The 16,202-nt window shown below is 34.1% G+C and carries 12 protein-coding genes; 10 read left to right on the forward strand and 2 right to left on the reverse strand.

Annotated features, from left to right (window positions below; translation table 11 throughout):
• Positions 1 to 75: 75 nt before the first annotated feature.
• The 8 genes from ASG22_RS20855 (at position 76) to ASG22_RS13270 (ending at position 11,493) form a co-directional block, all read left to right on the forward strand.
• Positions 76 to 3,729 carry a hypothetical protein gene (locus ASG22_RS20855; protein ID WP_117590797.1) on the forward strand — a complete coding sequence of 1,218 codons (3,654 nt, stop codon included), beginning with the start codon at positions 76 to 78 and terminating at the stop codon, positions 3,727 to 3,729.
• A gap of 27 nt (positions 3,730 to 3,756) precedes the next feature.
• A complete protein-coding gene (locus tag ASG22_RS13240) occupies positions 3,757 to 5,316 on the forward strand; it encodes a hypothetical protein (protein ID WP_055985349.1) in 1,560 nt (519 codons plus the stop codon).
• A gap of 73 nt (positions 5,317 to 5,389) precedes the next feature.
• Positions 5,390 to 5,896 carry a hypothetical protein gene (locus tag ASG22_RS13245; RefSeq protein ID WP_055985352.1) on the forward strand — a complete coding sequence of 169 codons (507 nt, stop codon included), beginning with the start codon at positions 5,390 to 5,392 and terminating at the stop codon, positions 5,894 to 5,896.
• A 68-nt stretch (positions 5,897 to 5,964) separates the two neighbouring features.
• Positions 5,965 to 8,706, forward strand: coding sequence for a hypothetical protein (locus ASG22_RS13250; RefSeq protein WP_055985355.1), 2,742 nt, complete (start codon positions 5,965 to 5,967; stop codon positions 8,704 to 8,706).
• Between the two features lie 5 nt (positions 8,707 to 8,711).
• The gene (locus ASG22_RS13255; protein WP_055985357.1) at positions 8,712 to 9,296 is read left to right on the forward strand and encodes a hypothetical protein; all 585 of its coding nucleotides are present in this window, start codon (positions 8,712 to 8,714) and stop codon (positions 9,294 to 9,296) included.
• Positions 9,297 to 9,449: 153 nt separating this feature from the next.
• On the forward strand, positions 9,450 to 10,370 hold the full coding sequence (locus ASG22_RS13260) for a helix-turn-helix transcriptional regulator (RefSeq protein WP_055985361.1): 921 nt from the start codon (positions 9,450 to 9,452) through the stop codon (positions 10,368 to 10,370).
• A gap of 163 nt (positions 10,371 to 10,533) precedes the next feature.
• Complete coding sequence (locus ASG22_RS13265) at positions 10,534 to 11,055, forward strand: energy transducer TonB (RefSeq protein ID WP_055986832.1); 522 nt, start codon at positions 10,534 to 10,536, stop codon at positions 11,053 to 11,055.
• A gap of 6 nt (positions 11,056 to 11,061) precedes the next feature.
• Positions 11,062 to 11,493, forward strand: a complete 432-nt coding sequence (locus tag ASG22_RS13270) for a nucleoside deaminase (RefSeq protein WP_055985364.1) — start codon at positions 11,062 to 11,064, stop codon at positions 11,491 to 11,493.
• A 109-nt stretch (positions 11,494 to 11,602) separates the two neighbouring features.
• Here the strand turns inward: ASG22_RS13270 and ASG22_RS13275 are convergent, their stop codons facing one another.
• Positions 11,603 to 12,361, reverse strand: coding sequence for a type III pantothenate kinase (locus ASG22_RS13275; RefSeq protein WP_055985367.1), 759 nt, complete (start codon positions 12,359 to 12,361; stop codon positions 11,603 to 11,605).
• Positions 12,362 to 12,561: 200 nt separating this feature from the next.
• Between ASG22_RS13275 and ASG22_RS13280 the strand changes: the two genes are divergently transcribed.
• Together ASG22_RS13280 and ASG22_RS21575 are read left to right on the forward strand one after the other, a co-directional pair.
• Positions 12,562 to 13,164, forward strand: coding sequence for a hypothetical protein (locus ASG22_RS13280; protein ID WP_055985370.1), 603 nt, complete (start codon positions 12,562 to 12,564; stop codon positions 13,162 to 13,164).
• 6 nt (positions 13,165 to 13,170) lie between these two features.
• Complete coding sequence (locus ASG22_RS21575; RefSeq protein WP_055985373.1) at positions 13,171 to 14,007, forward strand: M23 family metallopeptidase; 837 nt, start codon at positions 13,171 to 13,173, stop codon at positions 14,005 to 14,007.
• A 315-nt stretch (positions 14,008 to 14,322) separates the two neighbouring features.
• Here the strand turns inward: ASG22_RS21575 and ASG22_RS13290 are convergent, their stop codons facing one another.
• Complete coding sequence (locus ASG22_RS13290; protein ID WP_055985376.1) at positions 14,323 to 16,167, reverse strand: M1 family metallopeptidase; 1,845 nt, start codon at positions 16,165 to 16,167, stop codon at positions 14,323 to 14,325.
• Positions 16,168 to 16,202 lie beyond the last annotated feature (35 nt).

Raw genomic sequence — 16,202 nt, forward strand, 5'->3', positions numbered from 1 at the left:
ACCACTTAAAAAATTTAGCAAACCCAAAATAAAACTTCAAATTTTAAATTTTTTAAAACCAAAAACAAATTACAAATGGCAGAAAATGAAAGCCCAGCAACACCGATTGCAGAAAACACACCAACACAAACACTTTTTAGATTCGTAAGCTTAAGAAGTCCACAATTATCTGATGAAAATGAACATACGAGACGCTTTATTCTTATGCCGGATGAAGTAAAATCTGACGGTCATTTTTATCCGCAAGTTACAGCTGGAACAGGATCTAAAAGACAACTTTTACTTGCTGAAGCATCTAACTTTGCAGCATCACCAGCACTAATTTCTAAAGACAGCACCACTAATAATTTAGAAATTTTTAAAAGAACATATAACGTTTTTTATTATTTCGCTGTATGGATTGCCAGAAATAAGAGTACTTGTACGTATGAAGAATACGAGGTACAAAAAAATGCCGTATTGGCATCTACCTATGTTCTTCCGGATATGATATTCTTATGGGACAACTTTATTTATCAGGTTGTTACCCAGAAAGATTTCTACATCAAAGAAGTAATGATGCAGATGATTACAGCATTACATGTGTTTACTAATGGAAATGATGATGAAAGTATTAAAGTTGCCTTAGCCGCAAGAATTGTCCTTCCAAAAGAATTAATGCAGGATGAAAACTCCTCTCCTATTGCCAGATCTGCAGCCAGATCTGCCGGAAATGAGGTAAAAGAAACCGCCCCTTCTGAAGAAATGAGGAAACAGCAGGCAACTTCTACAGCAAAAACTAAGCTTAGCAGAATTGAAGGCTTAAAGAAAAACCTAACTGCGACTGAGAAAAAATACCAAAAAGAATATCAGGCGGAATACAAAATTCAGGATGAAGCACATCAAAAACTAATTGAGCCAATTATTGAAAAATATAATGAAGCCGTTGCCTTTGCCCAGGAAGAATATTGTGGTATCAGACCTCCCGGGACCGAATATAATCCGGAAGATCCTTGTCAGCAACCCAAAAATATTCCCTATCCAAAGCTTCCAACATTTGAATTTAACTTTAGAGACGAAGTAAGTGCTGAATCTTTAACTGAATCTTTGAAGGCTGAGAGTCTGGAAACCTTATTGGATGTTTTAGGTCATAAATTTGAGCCTGAAGCATTGACAAGCCGTGCTCAACAAGATGATATTAAAGATCTTGAATTGCTATTGGAAGGCAGAACTACTTTTGCAGAAATTACAACTGTAATTAATGAAAATGTAGATAACCTTAATAATACCATTCTTGAGAATACACAAAGTAATGAAGAAACATATACAAGTATCGGCGGGGTAATTGTACCGGTAGCCAGAACAGTTTCTGTACCATTTACTTTCCAGGTTTGTACAAAGATGAATTATAAACAATATATGCTGGATCTGGCATTAAATGTACCTGATTCTTCTTGGGATATCAATTTAATATCTTATCAAGTGACTCCGGCTGGAGCGTCATCAATAATGGGTAATGGATATACAAAATCCCGATCAGGAAATACTATATTCCTGAACGATCTATTCAGTCCCGGGCTAGATTTCAATTTTATTCATGATTCAATGCTAAGAGTAAAAGTTCTTTTCACCAATGGAAGGATTACAGAGTTTGTAACCCCTGTGAGTGTAAGAACCTGTACAACTGGAAAGTTTGAATTGGAAGTTGAAGAAGGAGAACCACCGATACTTGTTGAAGATGAAGACAACTTTATTCCGTCCGGATTTGGCTTCAAAAATATCGGTATTGCTGATTATCTAAAGGTAGAGCAAAACACTCATGCTTATGTTGAAGGTGAAGTTGCCCATATTGAAAATGTAATGGCACGAGAATACCGTGAGAAATCTACAAGAAGATTAAGAAGAAGTGAAAATACCACGACTTCATCATCCGATACCGAAAGGGAACAACTTACCGATACGACTACTGCTAATCGTTATGAAATGCAGAATGAGATTTCTAAGATGGTACAGGAATCATCAGATATGAATGCTTATGCTAATTCCTCTTATACCAACAGCAAATTTGGAATTACCTTGAATGCAGGCGCAGCATATGCCAATCATAAATCAAAAGAAGAAAGCACAAGACAGGCAGTAACTCAGTCCCAAGACATTACCGCCAGAGCAATGGATAGAATTGTAACTAAGGTACATGAAGAAAGAATTGAAAAAATTATTGATGAATTTGAAGAAAATAATTCTCATGGATTTGACAATAGAAAAGGTGACAAACATGTTGTAGGCGTTTACAGATGGGTAGATAAACTCATGAAAAATCAGATTTACAACTATGGCAAACGAATGATGTTTGAGTTTATGATTCCTGAACCTGCTAAGCTTCATTTATTAGGAATGGTGAATGTTAAAAGTGCGAATCAAACAGATTTAGTAAAACCTGTGGATCCAAGAACCTCTACAACAATGCAAATGACGGATTATTCAGTATTAGGAACCTTAAATGGGGAGAATATTCTTAAATATTGGGCAGGAAAATATAATGTAGAAATAGATCAAAAACCTGACAGCAGTGTTACAATTGGCAAAGGATTATCATTCAGTGGATCCGACCCAAAATCTCTATTTTTTAGCGATAAGGATACATTAACGATCCCAGATAATTATGTTGCAAAAAAAGCAAAAGCATGGCTTTCTGGAATGGAAAATCTTAACAATGGAAGAGGATTAACAGCAAGTGCAGGTGATGTTCTTTTTGCTTCTTTTGGAGGAATGCTCAATGGAGGTAGATATGAGGGACAAGGATATACATTTTTTAATCAAGAATTTAGAAAAAGTATTCCTATTTCCGCATATTCGTCCAGCTATTATACTTCGTACATCAACATTTCTATTTATTGTGAACTCACTCAAGAAGCCAAAGATGCATGGTTTCAAAAGACATTCAAAGCAATTATTGATGCTTATGAAGAAGCTTTGGTAGATTACAACAATAAACTTGCAGAAGAGCAAAGTAAAGCAGTAGTAATCAAAGACTCAAATCCTAATTTCTACAGACAGATTGAAAATACGGTATTGCGTAAAAATTGTATTTCATATATGGCAGATAGAGCTGCTGGATCTACTCATGGATATGGATTAGCAGGATTAACACAAGGAACTACGTTTACAGATTATGAAACTGTACTTTCTAATGACTTGGATAAATATACTGCTTTCGTAAAATTCATGGAACAGGCTTTTGAATGGGAAAACCTTTCGTATTACCTGTATCCTTATTACTGGGGCAACAAGCAGAATTGGGTAGAATTATATCAGTCAGAAAATACTGATCCATTATTCAGAAACTTCCTACAAAGTGGAATGGCAAGAGTTATTGCAACGGTGCGTCCCGGATTTGAAGATGCTGTACAGTTCTATTTAGCAACAGGAAAAATTTGGAGTGGCGGTGAAGTTCCTGTCATTGGCGATGAACTTTATTTATCAATTGTTGATGAAATGAAACAGCCAAAAGGAGAAAAACAAGGAAAAGCATGGTTAACAAGACTCCCTACGACTTTAAATATCCTTCAGGCAGAAAGTATCGGGTTAAAAGTGGCTCACGCTTTACCATTCACCAAAGAAAATCCTGACGATTTTGAAGTTCCGTCTGAAGTGATTACTGAGGATAAGTTCAATTTTGAGCCAAACGGTAACCTTTTAGGAACACAACCTGGCGAAGAAGAGAAAATCATTACAGGAGACTGGGTCTAAATTATATTCATACTTAAAAACAATAATATGTCCGATATAGGAAAAATTATAAGAGTAAATGCATTGCCACCAGTTGGAGAAAGAGAAACCAATGTTATTTACCAAGTAGCTGCACCAGGTGCAGCTACTTATACAGACTATGCCATTGATGCTAATGGAGATTTGAAAACACACGCCGTAGTGGAAGGTTCTATTCCTGTAGAATTATCCGATGATCATGTAAGTATTTCTGATCTTGATCTGCTTGCAGAAGGAATTGCAACTCAGGCTGAATTTAATTCAGATACCAGACAAAAACTGGATTTAAAATTAGAAATTCCATCTGTTGAAGGGAATTCTCAGTATTTTCCGAAGATCATCGGTTTAGATGATAACGGAAATATTGCCAAGTTACCTGCGGGAGATTTAGGGAAAAATATGATGAATGCTGATCTTACCAATACATCTGCAAGAAATCATACTTTAAACGCACCTTTTTCAATCAGCACTTTAGGAAATGAATACAAAATTTCAGGTTTGCCAAACAAAAATACTGACGTTGCCAATTTTCAAAAGGTTATGGTTCAAAACTCAGCGGGAGTGAATGCAATTGTTGATAACAAAAATCTTCTGATTGGAACGCCACAGCAAATGACAGAAGCAGAAAGAACAGCCTGGAAAACCGCAATGAATGGGGGTTGGAGCACGAATACAATGAGTGTAGCTTTCATCACACCTCCTGTTATTGATAAGCAAGATAGAAATTCGTGGATTACTTTACGTGGAGCCAACCTCAACTTAAATCCCGCTACTTTTTCTGTTGAAATAATGGCGAACGATGGAGTTACCAGCTTAGCAATAATTCCCAATTCACAGGTTCAGTTATATTCTAATGGGTTAGATCTTACTTTTTATTACAATTTTAAAAATTTACCATTAGGAAAATACAAAATAAGACTTTGGAATGGTATAGCTTATTATGTAACCCCTGTTACGGTAGAAGTTGTTGCAGTATTGGATGTTATCAATCTAAATAATCTCGTTTGGGAAACCAAATTATTTACTCCGAATACACCAGATGTGGTTACAGTTGCGGGAGGTTCCATGTCTTATAATGCAAGCACAGCAAACAAAACTTTTGCAAGAGAAAATATTGTAGTCGCCGCACTAAAAAGCAGTGAATTTGTTTCTGCGGGACAAAACTTTATAATGTCTGGGACTCTAAGATTAAGAGATGATGCTCTTTCCTTGATGAATATTATTTTGGGAGTTATAAATAAAAACAACACTCTAGCTTTAACTAACAATGCTAATTTCCAAATAAGTATCAACGCCAATAATATTGCTAATAATACCAAAACTATTTTTGGTGATAATCTTTTTTCTATGTGGACATCAAATGATAGTCAAGTCATAACTAATTGGAGTATAGCTCGGAATAATGGTTTGTTTACTGTTCTTATAAAATATGGTTCATCTATTAACATGAGTACAAGAATAGGAATTGATGAAGCTTTATCGCTTGTCTGCTATATCAATAATACAGCTAATAATGACAATACAGGTGCTGATGCAGGCTTTAACATTCAATCTGCTTACAGATTTTAATACAAACTAATCTTTACAGGCAGAGCGCAAAAACTCTGCCCCTTTTTAACCTTAATAATGACAATACTAAACAATGAAAAAACAATTATTAATACCGCAAGCGGTACAGCAAACAGTAAATGAAATTAATTCGGTAGAAATAAACCTCGGAGAAATCCAGATTCATAAACATCCTTTGCTACCTGCTTTTGACAGATTTATTAAAATCAATAAAATAGTCGTAGACACAGAACTGCCAAGAACTTATCTTTTTTACCAGCAGGTTCTGAAAGATAAAATTACCCATCAAGTAGAACCATCAAAATTACCCAATCCGGAATGGATGATCGGAGAAAATGAATGGTCTTTTTTGAGAGATGAAAGTTTCAATAAAATCTCAGTTCCTGTAATAGATGAACAGACTCAGGAGCCAATTTTAGGTGAAAACGGAGAGCCAAAAACCTCCATGATAAAAGTTGATACTCATGCTTATATGCTGTGGCTTCTTAAAAACAACAAATTAGGATTTTTAGATCTTTTAAAAGTTTATCTGAACGAATTTGTTGAAATAAAGAAAGATGAGCTGGACAGATTATCATAAAACCATTTAATATTTAACCACATGGCAGAGCCTAAAAACTCTGCCTTTTTAACTTTAAAAATCACGAAATGAGTTTAGAAATATTAAATAATAAAGACAGTAATGGATTACTCAACTCTAAATTCCTGTCTGAAAATAATTTACAAAATGGATTACTTAGTAACCAGAACTTTTTTCAAAAAAATACATTTGAAAATATTCAGAATGATTCACAATTGGATAGCCCGATGAGAGGTTTCCACAAACCAGATTCTCTAAATGAAATAGTAAAAAATCAAATCAATTACGATTCAAATAAACAATTTATAAATCCTTATACCTATTATTACAAATATATTGTTCAAAATAGCGAAGAGAATTTATACGAAACATATTTCAATACGAACATCATAAATAGTAAATCAGATATTTTAATTTTTTATTTGTCGAATAGTAATAAAGAACTATTTATAAAAATAACAAATAGATCGGATAGACTATTAGATTTATTAAGTTCTAATACAAAATATAAATATCCTGATGATCCTACAAAAGATATTACATTCAAAGAAAGGATGATCTTTAATATATTACAGGATGCTCAAGCTGATTTCCTATTTACCTACAATCAAATTTTGGAAGCTATAGATAATGCCATTCTAGACTTTTCATTTATTAAAAGTGATAAAAATATCCCTTTAGAATCAAGCAGATATTCAATTTCTTTAAATCAGTTAAAAGATCGAGTTAATTTAAAAGAACAAGGTACAGCCAAAACATTATTAGAAATTAATCGGGAGATTATTAAAATGCGGGTTGATGAAAAATACACTTACAATAGATGGATAAATTCAATTGCAGATCCTAATAATTATTTTGGTATACATTCGGTTGATAATAAAAATTTTTCAGCAAATGACTTAAATCTGTTATTAACTCAACTTAAAGATTATAAAAAAAATGCAAAACTATTTCAAAGCGGAGAATTAATCTCTATCAAAGAATTACAACTTTTTGTAGAAGAAAATCTTACAGCTGGTGGAGATCGTTTTAAATGGTTTATCAATACTCCTTTTTTTGGTTTAAATATACAGCAGAGGAAAGCATATATCGATATGTTTTGTGTAGAAGATGAATTCTTCTTTTCCAGAATAAGTATTGCAGGAGGCGTTTCGCATGGAGATTTAGTTCTCATGTTATTTTCCACATGTAAAAATGATCAGGAATTATTAGAGATTATTTTAGAATTAGAAAAAGATGATAGACTTTTCAAACTTTTGCATAATCTAAAGCTGAATGCTTTTAAAGAATTGAGCATTCTAATTTCAAATGTTTATATGGACTATCTGGAAAAAGAAAAACAGAAAGGAGATCTTTATAAAGATGCGATAGAAAATGGAAGACAAATTCATTTTAATAATAATACTTTTGGAAATCACAATGTTGAAAATTTTGATCCAAAGAATAATAAATTAGTCTTTGAAACCCGCCAAAATGTTATTGTAGAATTATTTACAGATTCTGACTATAATGATACTATCATCTCCTATCTACAAAAACCTGTTTCTTGTAAACCATTAGATATTATAAGTTTTACCCCTGAAAGAGATATAAAATTTAAGGAATTTGAATTCTCTGCAAAACACAACTATCAGTTGCCCGCATGTTTAGTATATTTGCTTTATCGACAGGAAAGTATTGGTTCTGTAATTTTTACAGGTTTATTTACTTTACAAGTAGCTCTTTGTTTGACAGGTGTTGGTGAAGTAATAGCGGCAATAGAAGCTGGAAGTACTTTTGGCGTAATTTGGACAGGATCTGCAGTTGCAATAGATTCTGCTTTTGCGAGTACATTAGTCAAGGAAGTACAAGAGGATTATCCTACTTATACAAAGGCTGTTAACTATATTGTTTGGGTAAGAATAATCGCGGACGTTATTAAAGTAAGAAGACTAGAAAATGATATTAACTCAGTATTAAAGAAAGCCTCTAAAGAAGTTGATGATTTTATTTCAAAGATAACAACTCCCACAGCGAGAGCATTTGTTAAAACTTTACCAAATGAATGGCAAAAATCTATTGTAAACGGAATGTTAAAATGGACCTTTCAAGGAAGAACATTTTTAAAAATTGATTTAAAAGGAGTTATATGGGAAATCCAATGTTTTCGGGAAGTAGAAAATGCCGAAATAATAGCTGAGTTTAAAGAATTAACAATTAATACAAAAATCATTACCAATAAAGGAAAAGAAATAAGTAGAAGTTATACAGATAATGTAGATGTAATTAAATCTGTTTATAAAGACAGAGATACTGGTATAGAACATCATAAGTTTGGCTTCAGAATAAAATTTAATGAAGGAAAATTAAGAGATGCAGAATACATGAATTATACACATGAAAAAAATTCTAACACTCCCCCTTATGCTCTTTCCCCTCTTATACATTCAAAAGTTAAAGATAGAATTTTAATGCCTGGTGAAAAATTCTATATTGTGGAATATGAAAGTGCTACAGGACCAGGAAACTTTCTTACAGATAAGCCTATATTTACTATTCCTGATTTACGTGAAAAATTAGCTGTTCTAGAAAAATGGAAACCTATAAAACCAGGAGATCCTTTAGTAATAAGAGAATATGTTGTTTTGAAAGAAATGAAAGTAAGAGACGGTTATATTGGTCCAATGGAAGAAACAACAACAGGAAGTGTTAACTTTGGAAAAACATATAAAGGAGGAGAGAGGCAATTTGAATGTTACGATCGACCTAAATCAACAGATATGGATGTTGTATTTGAAAGAAATGATTTATTTGAAAAAGTTTTAAAATAATAAACATGGAATATATTGAAACCTTAAAACCTGGAAATGCATATTTTAAATTTAATGCCTTATTTTACATTAATCCCACACAAGAAAAAGACATATTTCCAGGATATTTTTATAATTACCAATCTATCGTAATATGGAAACATAATAATAGGAAATATATGTATACTGCAGAATTGGTACGGCACATGCCCTTTCCCGATTTTAATGGAATTGCTTTTATTAGTAAAGCAGATAGAACCAAGCTTATTATCTGTAATCCAGATTCAACAGAGAGATATGTAATTTCTCCACCAGATTTTGTACAGACTGAAGAATATGAAAGGAGAGATTTTCATTCTCATTTTTTCAAACATCCAATAATTTTTGAAAGTTTTGATGATTATTTTGAATATAATAATAAGAAATATCTTACTGTAAAAATTTCAAAATATGAAAATGATTATCATGATTTGGGTATTTCACAATTGCGCTATTTAGATGTTGAAACCGGAGAGTTTTTATCTTTTACAAAAACTATCTTCATTACAACAACAGATTTTGAATCAGGAAATCCTCATATTGCTTCAAGAAATCAAAAAATAGATTTATAATAATCATATTTATCACATCTAACAAAAAAATAAAACACGACACCTTTTGTCGCATTAAGCCCATATATTTGTCTTATAAAATTCACCCATGAAACGCTTGCGTTCCATTCGACAAAATAAAACGCAGCAAAGCTGCAACATAAATATATCCGAATGAAAAAAGATTTTTACCTGACAAGATATGCCTTAATTATCAAAAAATTAGAAAGTGCTCCGGCTACGTATTCGCAGCTGGAGGACTATCTTCTCAACTCTTTCGAATTTCAGGATGCAGATATTAAGAGCTACTCCATCCGTACGTTGCAGAGGGATATTCGGGAGATTTCCGATCTTTTTAATCTTTCCATTCACAACAAAAAAAAGGGTGACAACCGATATTATATTGAGAGCCGCCCGATCATGGAAGTGGATGAATACAACCAGAAATTACTGGAATCTTTTCAGGTAAGCAACGCCATGAATACACATCCGGATTTTGCAAATTTCATTTTTTTTGAAAGCAGAAAACCTACCGGAATCGAGAATTTTTATGACCTATTTTTTGCCATCCGAAACAAAAGAATCGTTTCTTTCGAGCATTATAATTTTAAAAATAAATTGATGACTTCCCGCAAAGTCCACCCTTTGGCACTGAAAGAATCCAAAGACCGATGGTATTTGATTGCGATTGATACAAAAGATAAAATCCTGAAATCTTTCGGGTTAGACAGAATCAACTATTTGGATGTAAACGACAAGCAATTCAAAGAGAAATATAAATACAATTTCAGAGAACATTTTAAAAATGCTTTCGGAGTCATGAATCTTACGGAACAAAATCCTGAAAAAATCATTTTGAAATGCAGCAGACATCAGGGAGAATATATCAGAAGTTTTCCGCTTCATAAGTCACAAAAAGAAACCAAAGAAACGCCTGAAGAAATCTATTTTGAGTTTTTTCTGCATCCCACGTACGACTTTATGCAGGAAATTCTTTCTTATGGAAAAGAAGTCACCGTTTTAGAACCGAAAGGTTTAGTTGAAGACATCAGAAATCATCTGCAAGAGTCACTCAACCGTTATCTTAAAAGCTAAAAAGCATTATGTTTATTTTCAGTTTTTTTGACTACATTTACATAAATATATCAACGTGAAATCTTTATTTCTGTGCATTTTTTGTGTAATTTCTTCTTTTTGCTTTTCTCAGCAGACAGAAGAATTCAGGCAAATTAAGAATTACTATAATCAGCACTGTACGATGCTTTCACAAGAATTTAAGAAAAAATTTGATGCTGAAAAAGATGATCGCATTAAATTTTCTATTCAGGAAGACTACCGTCTTTTTATGAAAAAAATGGACAGCATCGAAAATATTGCCATGATAGGAGCTTTACTGAAAGTTAAAAATCTTGAAGATCTAAGCAAACTTGACATTCATAAAAAGAATTTTTCTTCTGAAACACCTGTTTCTTCAGTTCCCGTTATGGAATCTGCAGTAAATTATCCGGGAGGGATAAATGAACTCCGGGAGGAAGTTGCGAATCTTTTTTACCGTGGCGGCGTTAATTCTGACATAAAAACCGTAAAAACAAATGTTGCTTTTGTCGTGGAAAAAGATGGAACCATTACTAACGTTAAAGCACGAGGTGACAATTTTACATTCAACAGACAGGCAGAAATTGCTGTATATTCCATATCTCAAAAATTTTCTCCGACAATTATCAATGGAGATGCGGTCAGATACCAATATCATCTTCCTTTAACAATGAATGTTGAATAATAGAAAATGTTTACAGACGAATATTTCATGAAAATGGCTCTACAGGAAGCCGAATTTGCATTAGAAAAAGATGAGGTCCCGATTGGCTGTGTTATCGTTTCCAATAATCGGGTAATTGCAAGAGCCCATAATCTTACAGAAACATTAAATGACGTAACCGCTCACGCAGAAATGCAGGCGATCACTTCCGCCGCTAATTTTCTGGGTGGAAAATACTTAAAAGACTGCACATTGTATGTGACACTGGAACCTTGCGTCATGTGTTCGGGAGCACTTTCCTGGTCACAAATTTCAAAAGTGGTAATTGGAGCAAGAGACGAACAGAGAGGTTTTATCAACAAACATCTTTCCCTTCATCCAAAAACAGAAATCGTTACCGGAATTATGGAGAATGAATGTTCTTCCATTGTGAAAGAATTTTTTAAATCTAAAAGATAATCTTGTATAATTATTTTTTCAAAAACCTCATTATAACCGAAGAATTACTTTAGAATACCGCAATTAGTCAACAATGTCATACCGAGGTTTTCGAAACATTTCTAAAGAATCAAATACTCTTTCCTAAAAAGTACAATCCTTTCAGCGTGTGCAACCTGTCCATCACATGGATTTTTTCTGTCAATGGCTTGTAGACATGAGAAACCCCTCCGGTTGCTACGACAAAACAGTCATCTTTTACCTCAGCATTTATTCTGTCGATAAAACCTTCTACCATTCCCAAAAATCCATAAACCATGCCGCTCTGCATACAGGTTACGGTATCTAAACCTAACACAGTTTTCGGTTTTACCAATTCAATTCCCGGAAGCTGCGCAGTCTGGCTGATTAAAGAATTCAGAGCGGTAATAATTCCCGGAGCAATAATTACACCCAAAGTTTCACCATCTTCCGCAACACAACTTGCCGTTAATGCTGTTCCAAAGTCCAGAACAATTTTCTTTCTGCCCGGATATAGATTATGAGCCGCAACCAGATTAGCATAGATATCCGTTCCCATCTGTTTAGATTTTGCAGCCACTTCAGATGGTGTATTTCGATCTACAATAACAGGATCAAGATCATGAATTTTTTTGATGGCTGCATTCATTACTTTCGTAAGCTGCGGAACAACAGAACCGATAATCACTTTACTGATTTCTTTAGGCTCAATTTTATACGTCTGATACAGCATCGACATCTGAACATACAATTCATCCGGTGTTCTGTACGGTTTTGTATTAATGACCCACGAAACATCACAACTATCATCATCAAAAAGACCAAATCTGATATTGCTGTTTCCTATGTTTATTACAATTGAATTCATTGAATTATTTTTCAAATAGCGCTCATCTTATTTTCAGTCTTAGTAAGATCGCTTGATTAATTTTAAGGGTCTAAAATTAATGATTTTAATAAAATAGTGTCTCAATATCCCAAAATTCTTTGTTCATTTAAAATTATTCTCATTTTTTAAAACAATTAATTACCTTTAAACACAGAAAAAACTACCTCAAACCCACTTTCATGAAAAAACTGGTCTTCGCTTTATTCTTTTTTTTAAGTAGTAATGCTTTTTCACAAACGGCTGCAGCAGCAAAAGAAGTATTTGAAAAAATAAAAAAAGAATCAAAGATCGACGGAAACGACAAAACGATCTACAATCTTCTGGATGAATTTTATAATAAAAACTTACAGGCAGACAACGATGAAATGACTCCTGAAACGGTAGAGAAAATCCAAAGTCTGGTTTCAGATCCTACTACTAAAAACATACATATCCTGATGCTTTTTCTGCTCTATCAGCAACATATCAGTCAGACTGCAACGGTTGGGAAAAAGCCCAATTCAGAATTTCAGATTGAGACGATGAGGTTATTGGAAAACGAAACCAAGGAAATTTACGGCAAAGTTCCGGCAATTATTTACGTTTATAAATACGAAGCATTAGACAGCGGCGATAAGAAAGATGAGGCAAAAACAGCTGCTATTCAGGGATTAAAAGAATATTCTGATTCTGTTCCTTTGAAAGTGTATACTTACCTCAGCACAAAAGATGAAACGCTCAAAAACGATTTAATTAAAAATCATCCTAATCACTGGATGGTAAAGCAATTTGATATTAAATAATTTATGATGAAAAAAATATTTCTACTTACATTCGTTATTCAATCGTTAGCTATATTTTCTCAGAAAAGCGCGAGAATGTATACGGAGGTAAAGCAGGACACCCTATTTTATTACGCCGACAATATCGAAGTATATCCGGTTTCGATAACTTTTACCGGATCTTCGCCGGAACTTGAAAACCTTCGCAGTCCGGAACCTTTTAAATTGATTCACGTTTTGCAGCCTTCCTCCACAAAAAACAAAGTGGCCGCTTTTGTCGTTAAAGATAAAACCAAAGGCTGGAAGATCAGAAAGATGCCAAGTTTTTACACTTTAGCCGGAGATGCTACCGTAAAAACATACGATGAAGATTACCAATATGATCTGCCTTTCCAGAAAGGAAAATCTTTTAAGGTACATCAGGGATATAACGGAATATTTTCTCATCAGAATGAAAATTCATTGGACTTTACCATGCCTGAAGGCACGGAAATCGTTGCAGCACGAGAAGGCAAGATCATTCAGACCGTTCAAGACAATAATACAGGATGTCCTACTTCAAGCTGTGCCAATTTAACTAATTATATTACTATTCTGCATTCCGACGGAACTATGGCGCAGTATCTTCATCTGAAACAAAATGGCGTAAAAGTAAAAGTCGGTGATCAGGTAAAAAAAGGAGATGTTATCGGGTTAAGCGGAAATACAGGCTGGAGCAACGGACCGCATCTGCATTTCGTGTGCTTCCTGCCTGACGGATCTAAACTCAAACAGAAGAATACGCTTAAGACACTTTTCCGAACAGGAGATGGCACAAAGACTGAGTATCTCACAGAGAAAAAAACTTATCTGAAAGAATATTAATGGGACAAGTATGTTTGTAACCAAATAATGTTGACGGGGATTAAAAACAATCTGTTTTAAACAAAATGCAGTTTACAGTAAAGCAAAACAAACATGTTTATAATAAAACAAAAACTCCGGAAGGTTAAAACAACATGTTTTAAACAAAACAGAACGTAATTTTATTTCAAACATATTGTGTGTAATGAAAAATGAATTAGTTTACATTTAAAAGCATGAAACATTATTAAATCGATATTGAAATATCTTTTATTTTAAATAAAACAAAATCCCCGAAGAAAAATTCTCCGGGGATTTTTAAATATTTTCAGTAATCTATTTTACCTCAACAAAATTATCTGCCAGGTTTACATCTGCCATTCTCTCGCTGAAATCAATTCCCAATACAGACAATTGAGATTTTGTGTAAGGAACCGTAATGGTGTATTCTTTCTGTGTCCACGGCCAGTAAGGCATTGTTTTGAATTCACCGTAAGCATCCTTTTCTTTCCATGTATGCGTCATATTCATTGGAATCTGATAAGTAACGATTTTCTTATCTGATGTTATGACACTAAAATCAATCGGCATAGGAACCTGTCCGTTATTCACCAAGGTGATGGTAGTAGACTTGGCATCGTATTTTACATCTTTAATACCGTAATCAATGGTTTTCGTCGTGTTGATCCAATAATTCTGAAACCATTTCAGATCCATCCCCGAAACTTTCTGGGCAATATGCAGAAAATCTCTGTCAGATGGGTGTTTCATCGCCCACTGATCGTAATACTGTTTTAGGGTTTCCGCTAAATTCTGCTCTCCCATAATGTAACCCAACTCCACCAGATACAACTCTCCTTTTACGTAAGACGCATAGGTGTAAGCCGTTCCGTTATCGTGGTGATCGCCTAGCCAGATGGCGGGCTCTTCAATCCCTTTTTTAATAAAATTTCGATATGCATTCACCGAATTGGCAAACGGATTAGGAAGTTCTTTTGCCGGAGGAAATAATTGATTCATCACATATCCTTCCGCATAACTCGTAAATCCTTCATCCATCCACGGACGCATCGGCTCATTGGTTGCCAACATTTGCTGATACCAGGAATGAGCGCCTTCGTGAACCATTAATCCCATTAATCCTTCAATATTTTTAGCTTCCCCTAAAATCATGGTACACATTCCGTATTCCATTCCGCCGTCACCCCCTTGAATAAAAGCGTACGAAGGATAAATATATTTCCCGAAATGCGCGTTCATCAATTGATAATATTTGGTAAGATAAGGCTGAGCTTCTTCCCAAACTTTCGTTTTTTCATTATTCTGATAAACCAAGAAAACTTTTGGTCCCTGAGGAACGTCGAAACTTTTTACAATATAATCTTTGTCAGCAGCCCAGGCAAAATCCAGCATATTTTTTGCCGTCCATCTCCAAGTTGCTTTTTTATTTTTATCTGAAATAATCTTTGCATTCATATCATAACCTTTTACTTCTGTCGGATTTTCAAGAATTCCTCCGGCTCCGATTAAATAATCTTTGTTGATTTTAATCGTTACATCAAAATCTGAAAACGGCGCATGAAATTCTCTTCCGATATAATCGAAAGTTGCCCAACCGTCGTAGTCGTATTCTGCGATTTTAGGATACCATTGTGTCATGGTCATATCAACCCCTTCCCTGTTGTTTCTTCCGCTTCTTCTGATCTGCTGAGGAATTACTGCATCCCAATCCATCGTGAAAGTTGTTTTAGAATTTGGTTTAATCGGTTCTGCCAGATAGACTTTCATTACTGTTTCCTGAACTTCGAACTTTAATGTTTTCCCGTTCTGTTTGATCCAGTGAATATTTTGTGCACCCTCCTCCTCTTTCGGAATTGAAGCCAATCTTGAAATCCCGTCTTTCTGCAATCTTGAATCCCCGTTTTTCCCTTGTCCGGCAACCCTTTGATCCATCATGGAATTCGGTTTGAAGGCATTCCAATACAAATGATAATAAACGACATTCAATTCGTCCGGTGAGTTGTTGGTATATTCTAATGTTTGATTTCCCTGATAAGTAAATTTTTCAGCGTTCACATCAATATCCATCTTGTACTTCGCACTCTGCTGATAATAAGCTCCTTGTTGAGCATGAAATTGTGAAATGATAAACGCAAATAGGATTGCAACCGATTTTTTCATTTAAAATTTTATTTTTCTAAAGATAAGTATTTAAA

It is taken from the genome of Chryseobacterium sp. Leaf405, assembly GCF_001425355.1.
Classification (GTDB): domain Bacteria; phylum Bacteroidota; class Bacteroidia; order Flavobacteriales; family Weeksellaceae; genus Chryseobacterium.

What these genes read in the sequence shown, in the direction of transcription:
- ASG22_RS20855 (WP_117590797.1), top strand. Translation starts at nt 76, where the DNA reads ATGGCAGAAAATGAAAGCCCAGCAACACCGATTGCAGAAAACACACCA.
- ASG22_RS13240 (WP_055985349.1), top strand. Translation starts at nt 3,757, where the DNA reads ATGTCCGATATAGGAAAAATTATAAGAGTAAATGCATTGCCACCAGTT.
- ASG22_RS13245 (WP_055985352.1), top strand. Translation starts at nt 5,390, where the DNA reads ATGAAAAAACAATTATTAATACCGCAAGCGGTACAGCAAACAGTAAAT.
- ASG22_RS13250 (WP_055985355.1), top strand. Translation starts at nt 5,965, where the DNA reads ATGAGTTTAGAAATATTAAATAATAAAGACAGTAATGGATTACTCAAC.
- ASG22_RS13255 (WP_055985357.1), top strand. Translation starts at nt 8,712, where the DNA reads ATGGAATATATTGAAACCTTAAAACCTGGAAATGCATATTTTAAATTT.
- ASG22_RS13260 (WP_055985361.1), top strand. Translation starts at nt 9,450, where the DNA reads ATGAAAAAAGATTTTTACCTGACAAGATATGCCTTAATTATCAAAAAA.
- ASG22_RS13265 (WP_055986832.1), top strand. Translation starts at nt 10,534, where the DNA reads ATGCTTTCACAAGAATTTAAGAAAAAATTTGATGCTGAAAAAGATGAT.
- ASG22_RS13270 (WP_055985364.1), top strand. Translation starts at nt 11,062, where the DNA reads ATGTTTACAGACGAATATTTCATGAAAATGGCTCTACAGGAAGCCGAA.
- ASG22_RS13275 (WP_055985367.1), bottom strand. Translation starts at nt 12,361, where the DNA reads ATGAATTCAATTGTAATAAACATAGGAAACAGCAATATCAGATTTGGT.
- ASG22_RS13280 (WP_055985370.1), top strand. Translation starts at nt 12,562, where the DNA reads ATGAAAAAACTGGTCTTCGCTTTATTCTTTTTTTTAAGTAGTAATGCT.
- ASG22_RS21575 (WP_055985373.1), top strand. Translation starts at nt 13,171, where the DNA reads ATGAAAAAAATATTTCTACTTACATTCGTTATTCAATCGTTAGCTATA.
- ASG22_RS13290 (WP_055985376.1), bottom strand. Translation starts at nt 16,167, where the DNA reads ATGAAAAAATCGGTTGCAATCCTATTTGCGTTTATCATTTCACAATTT.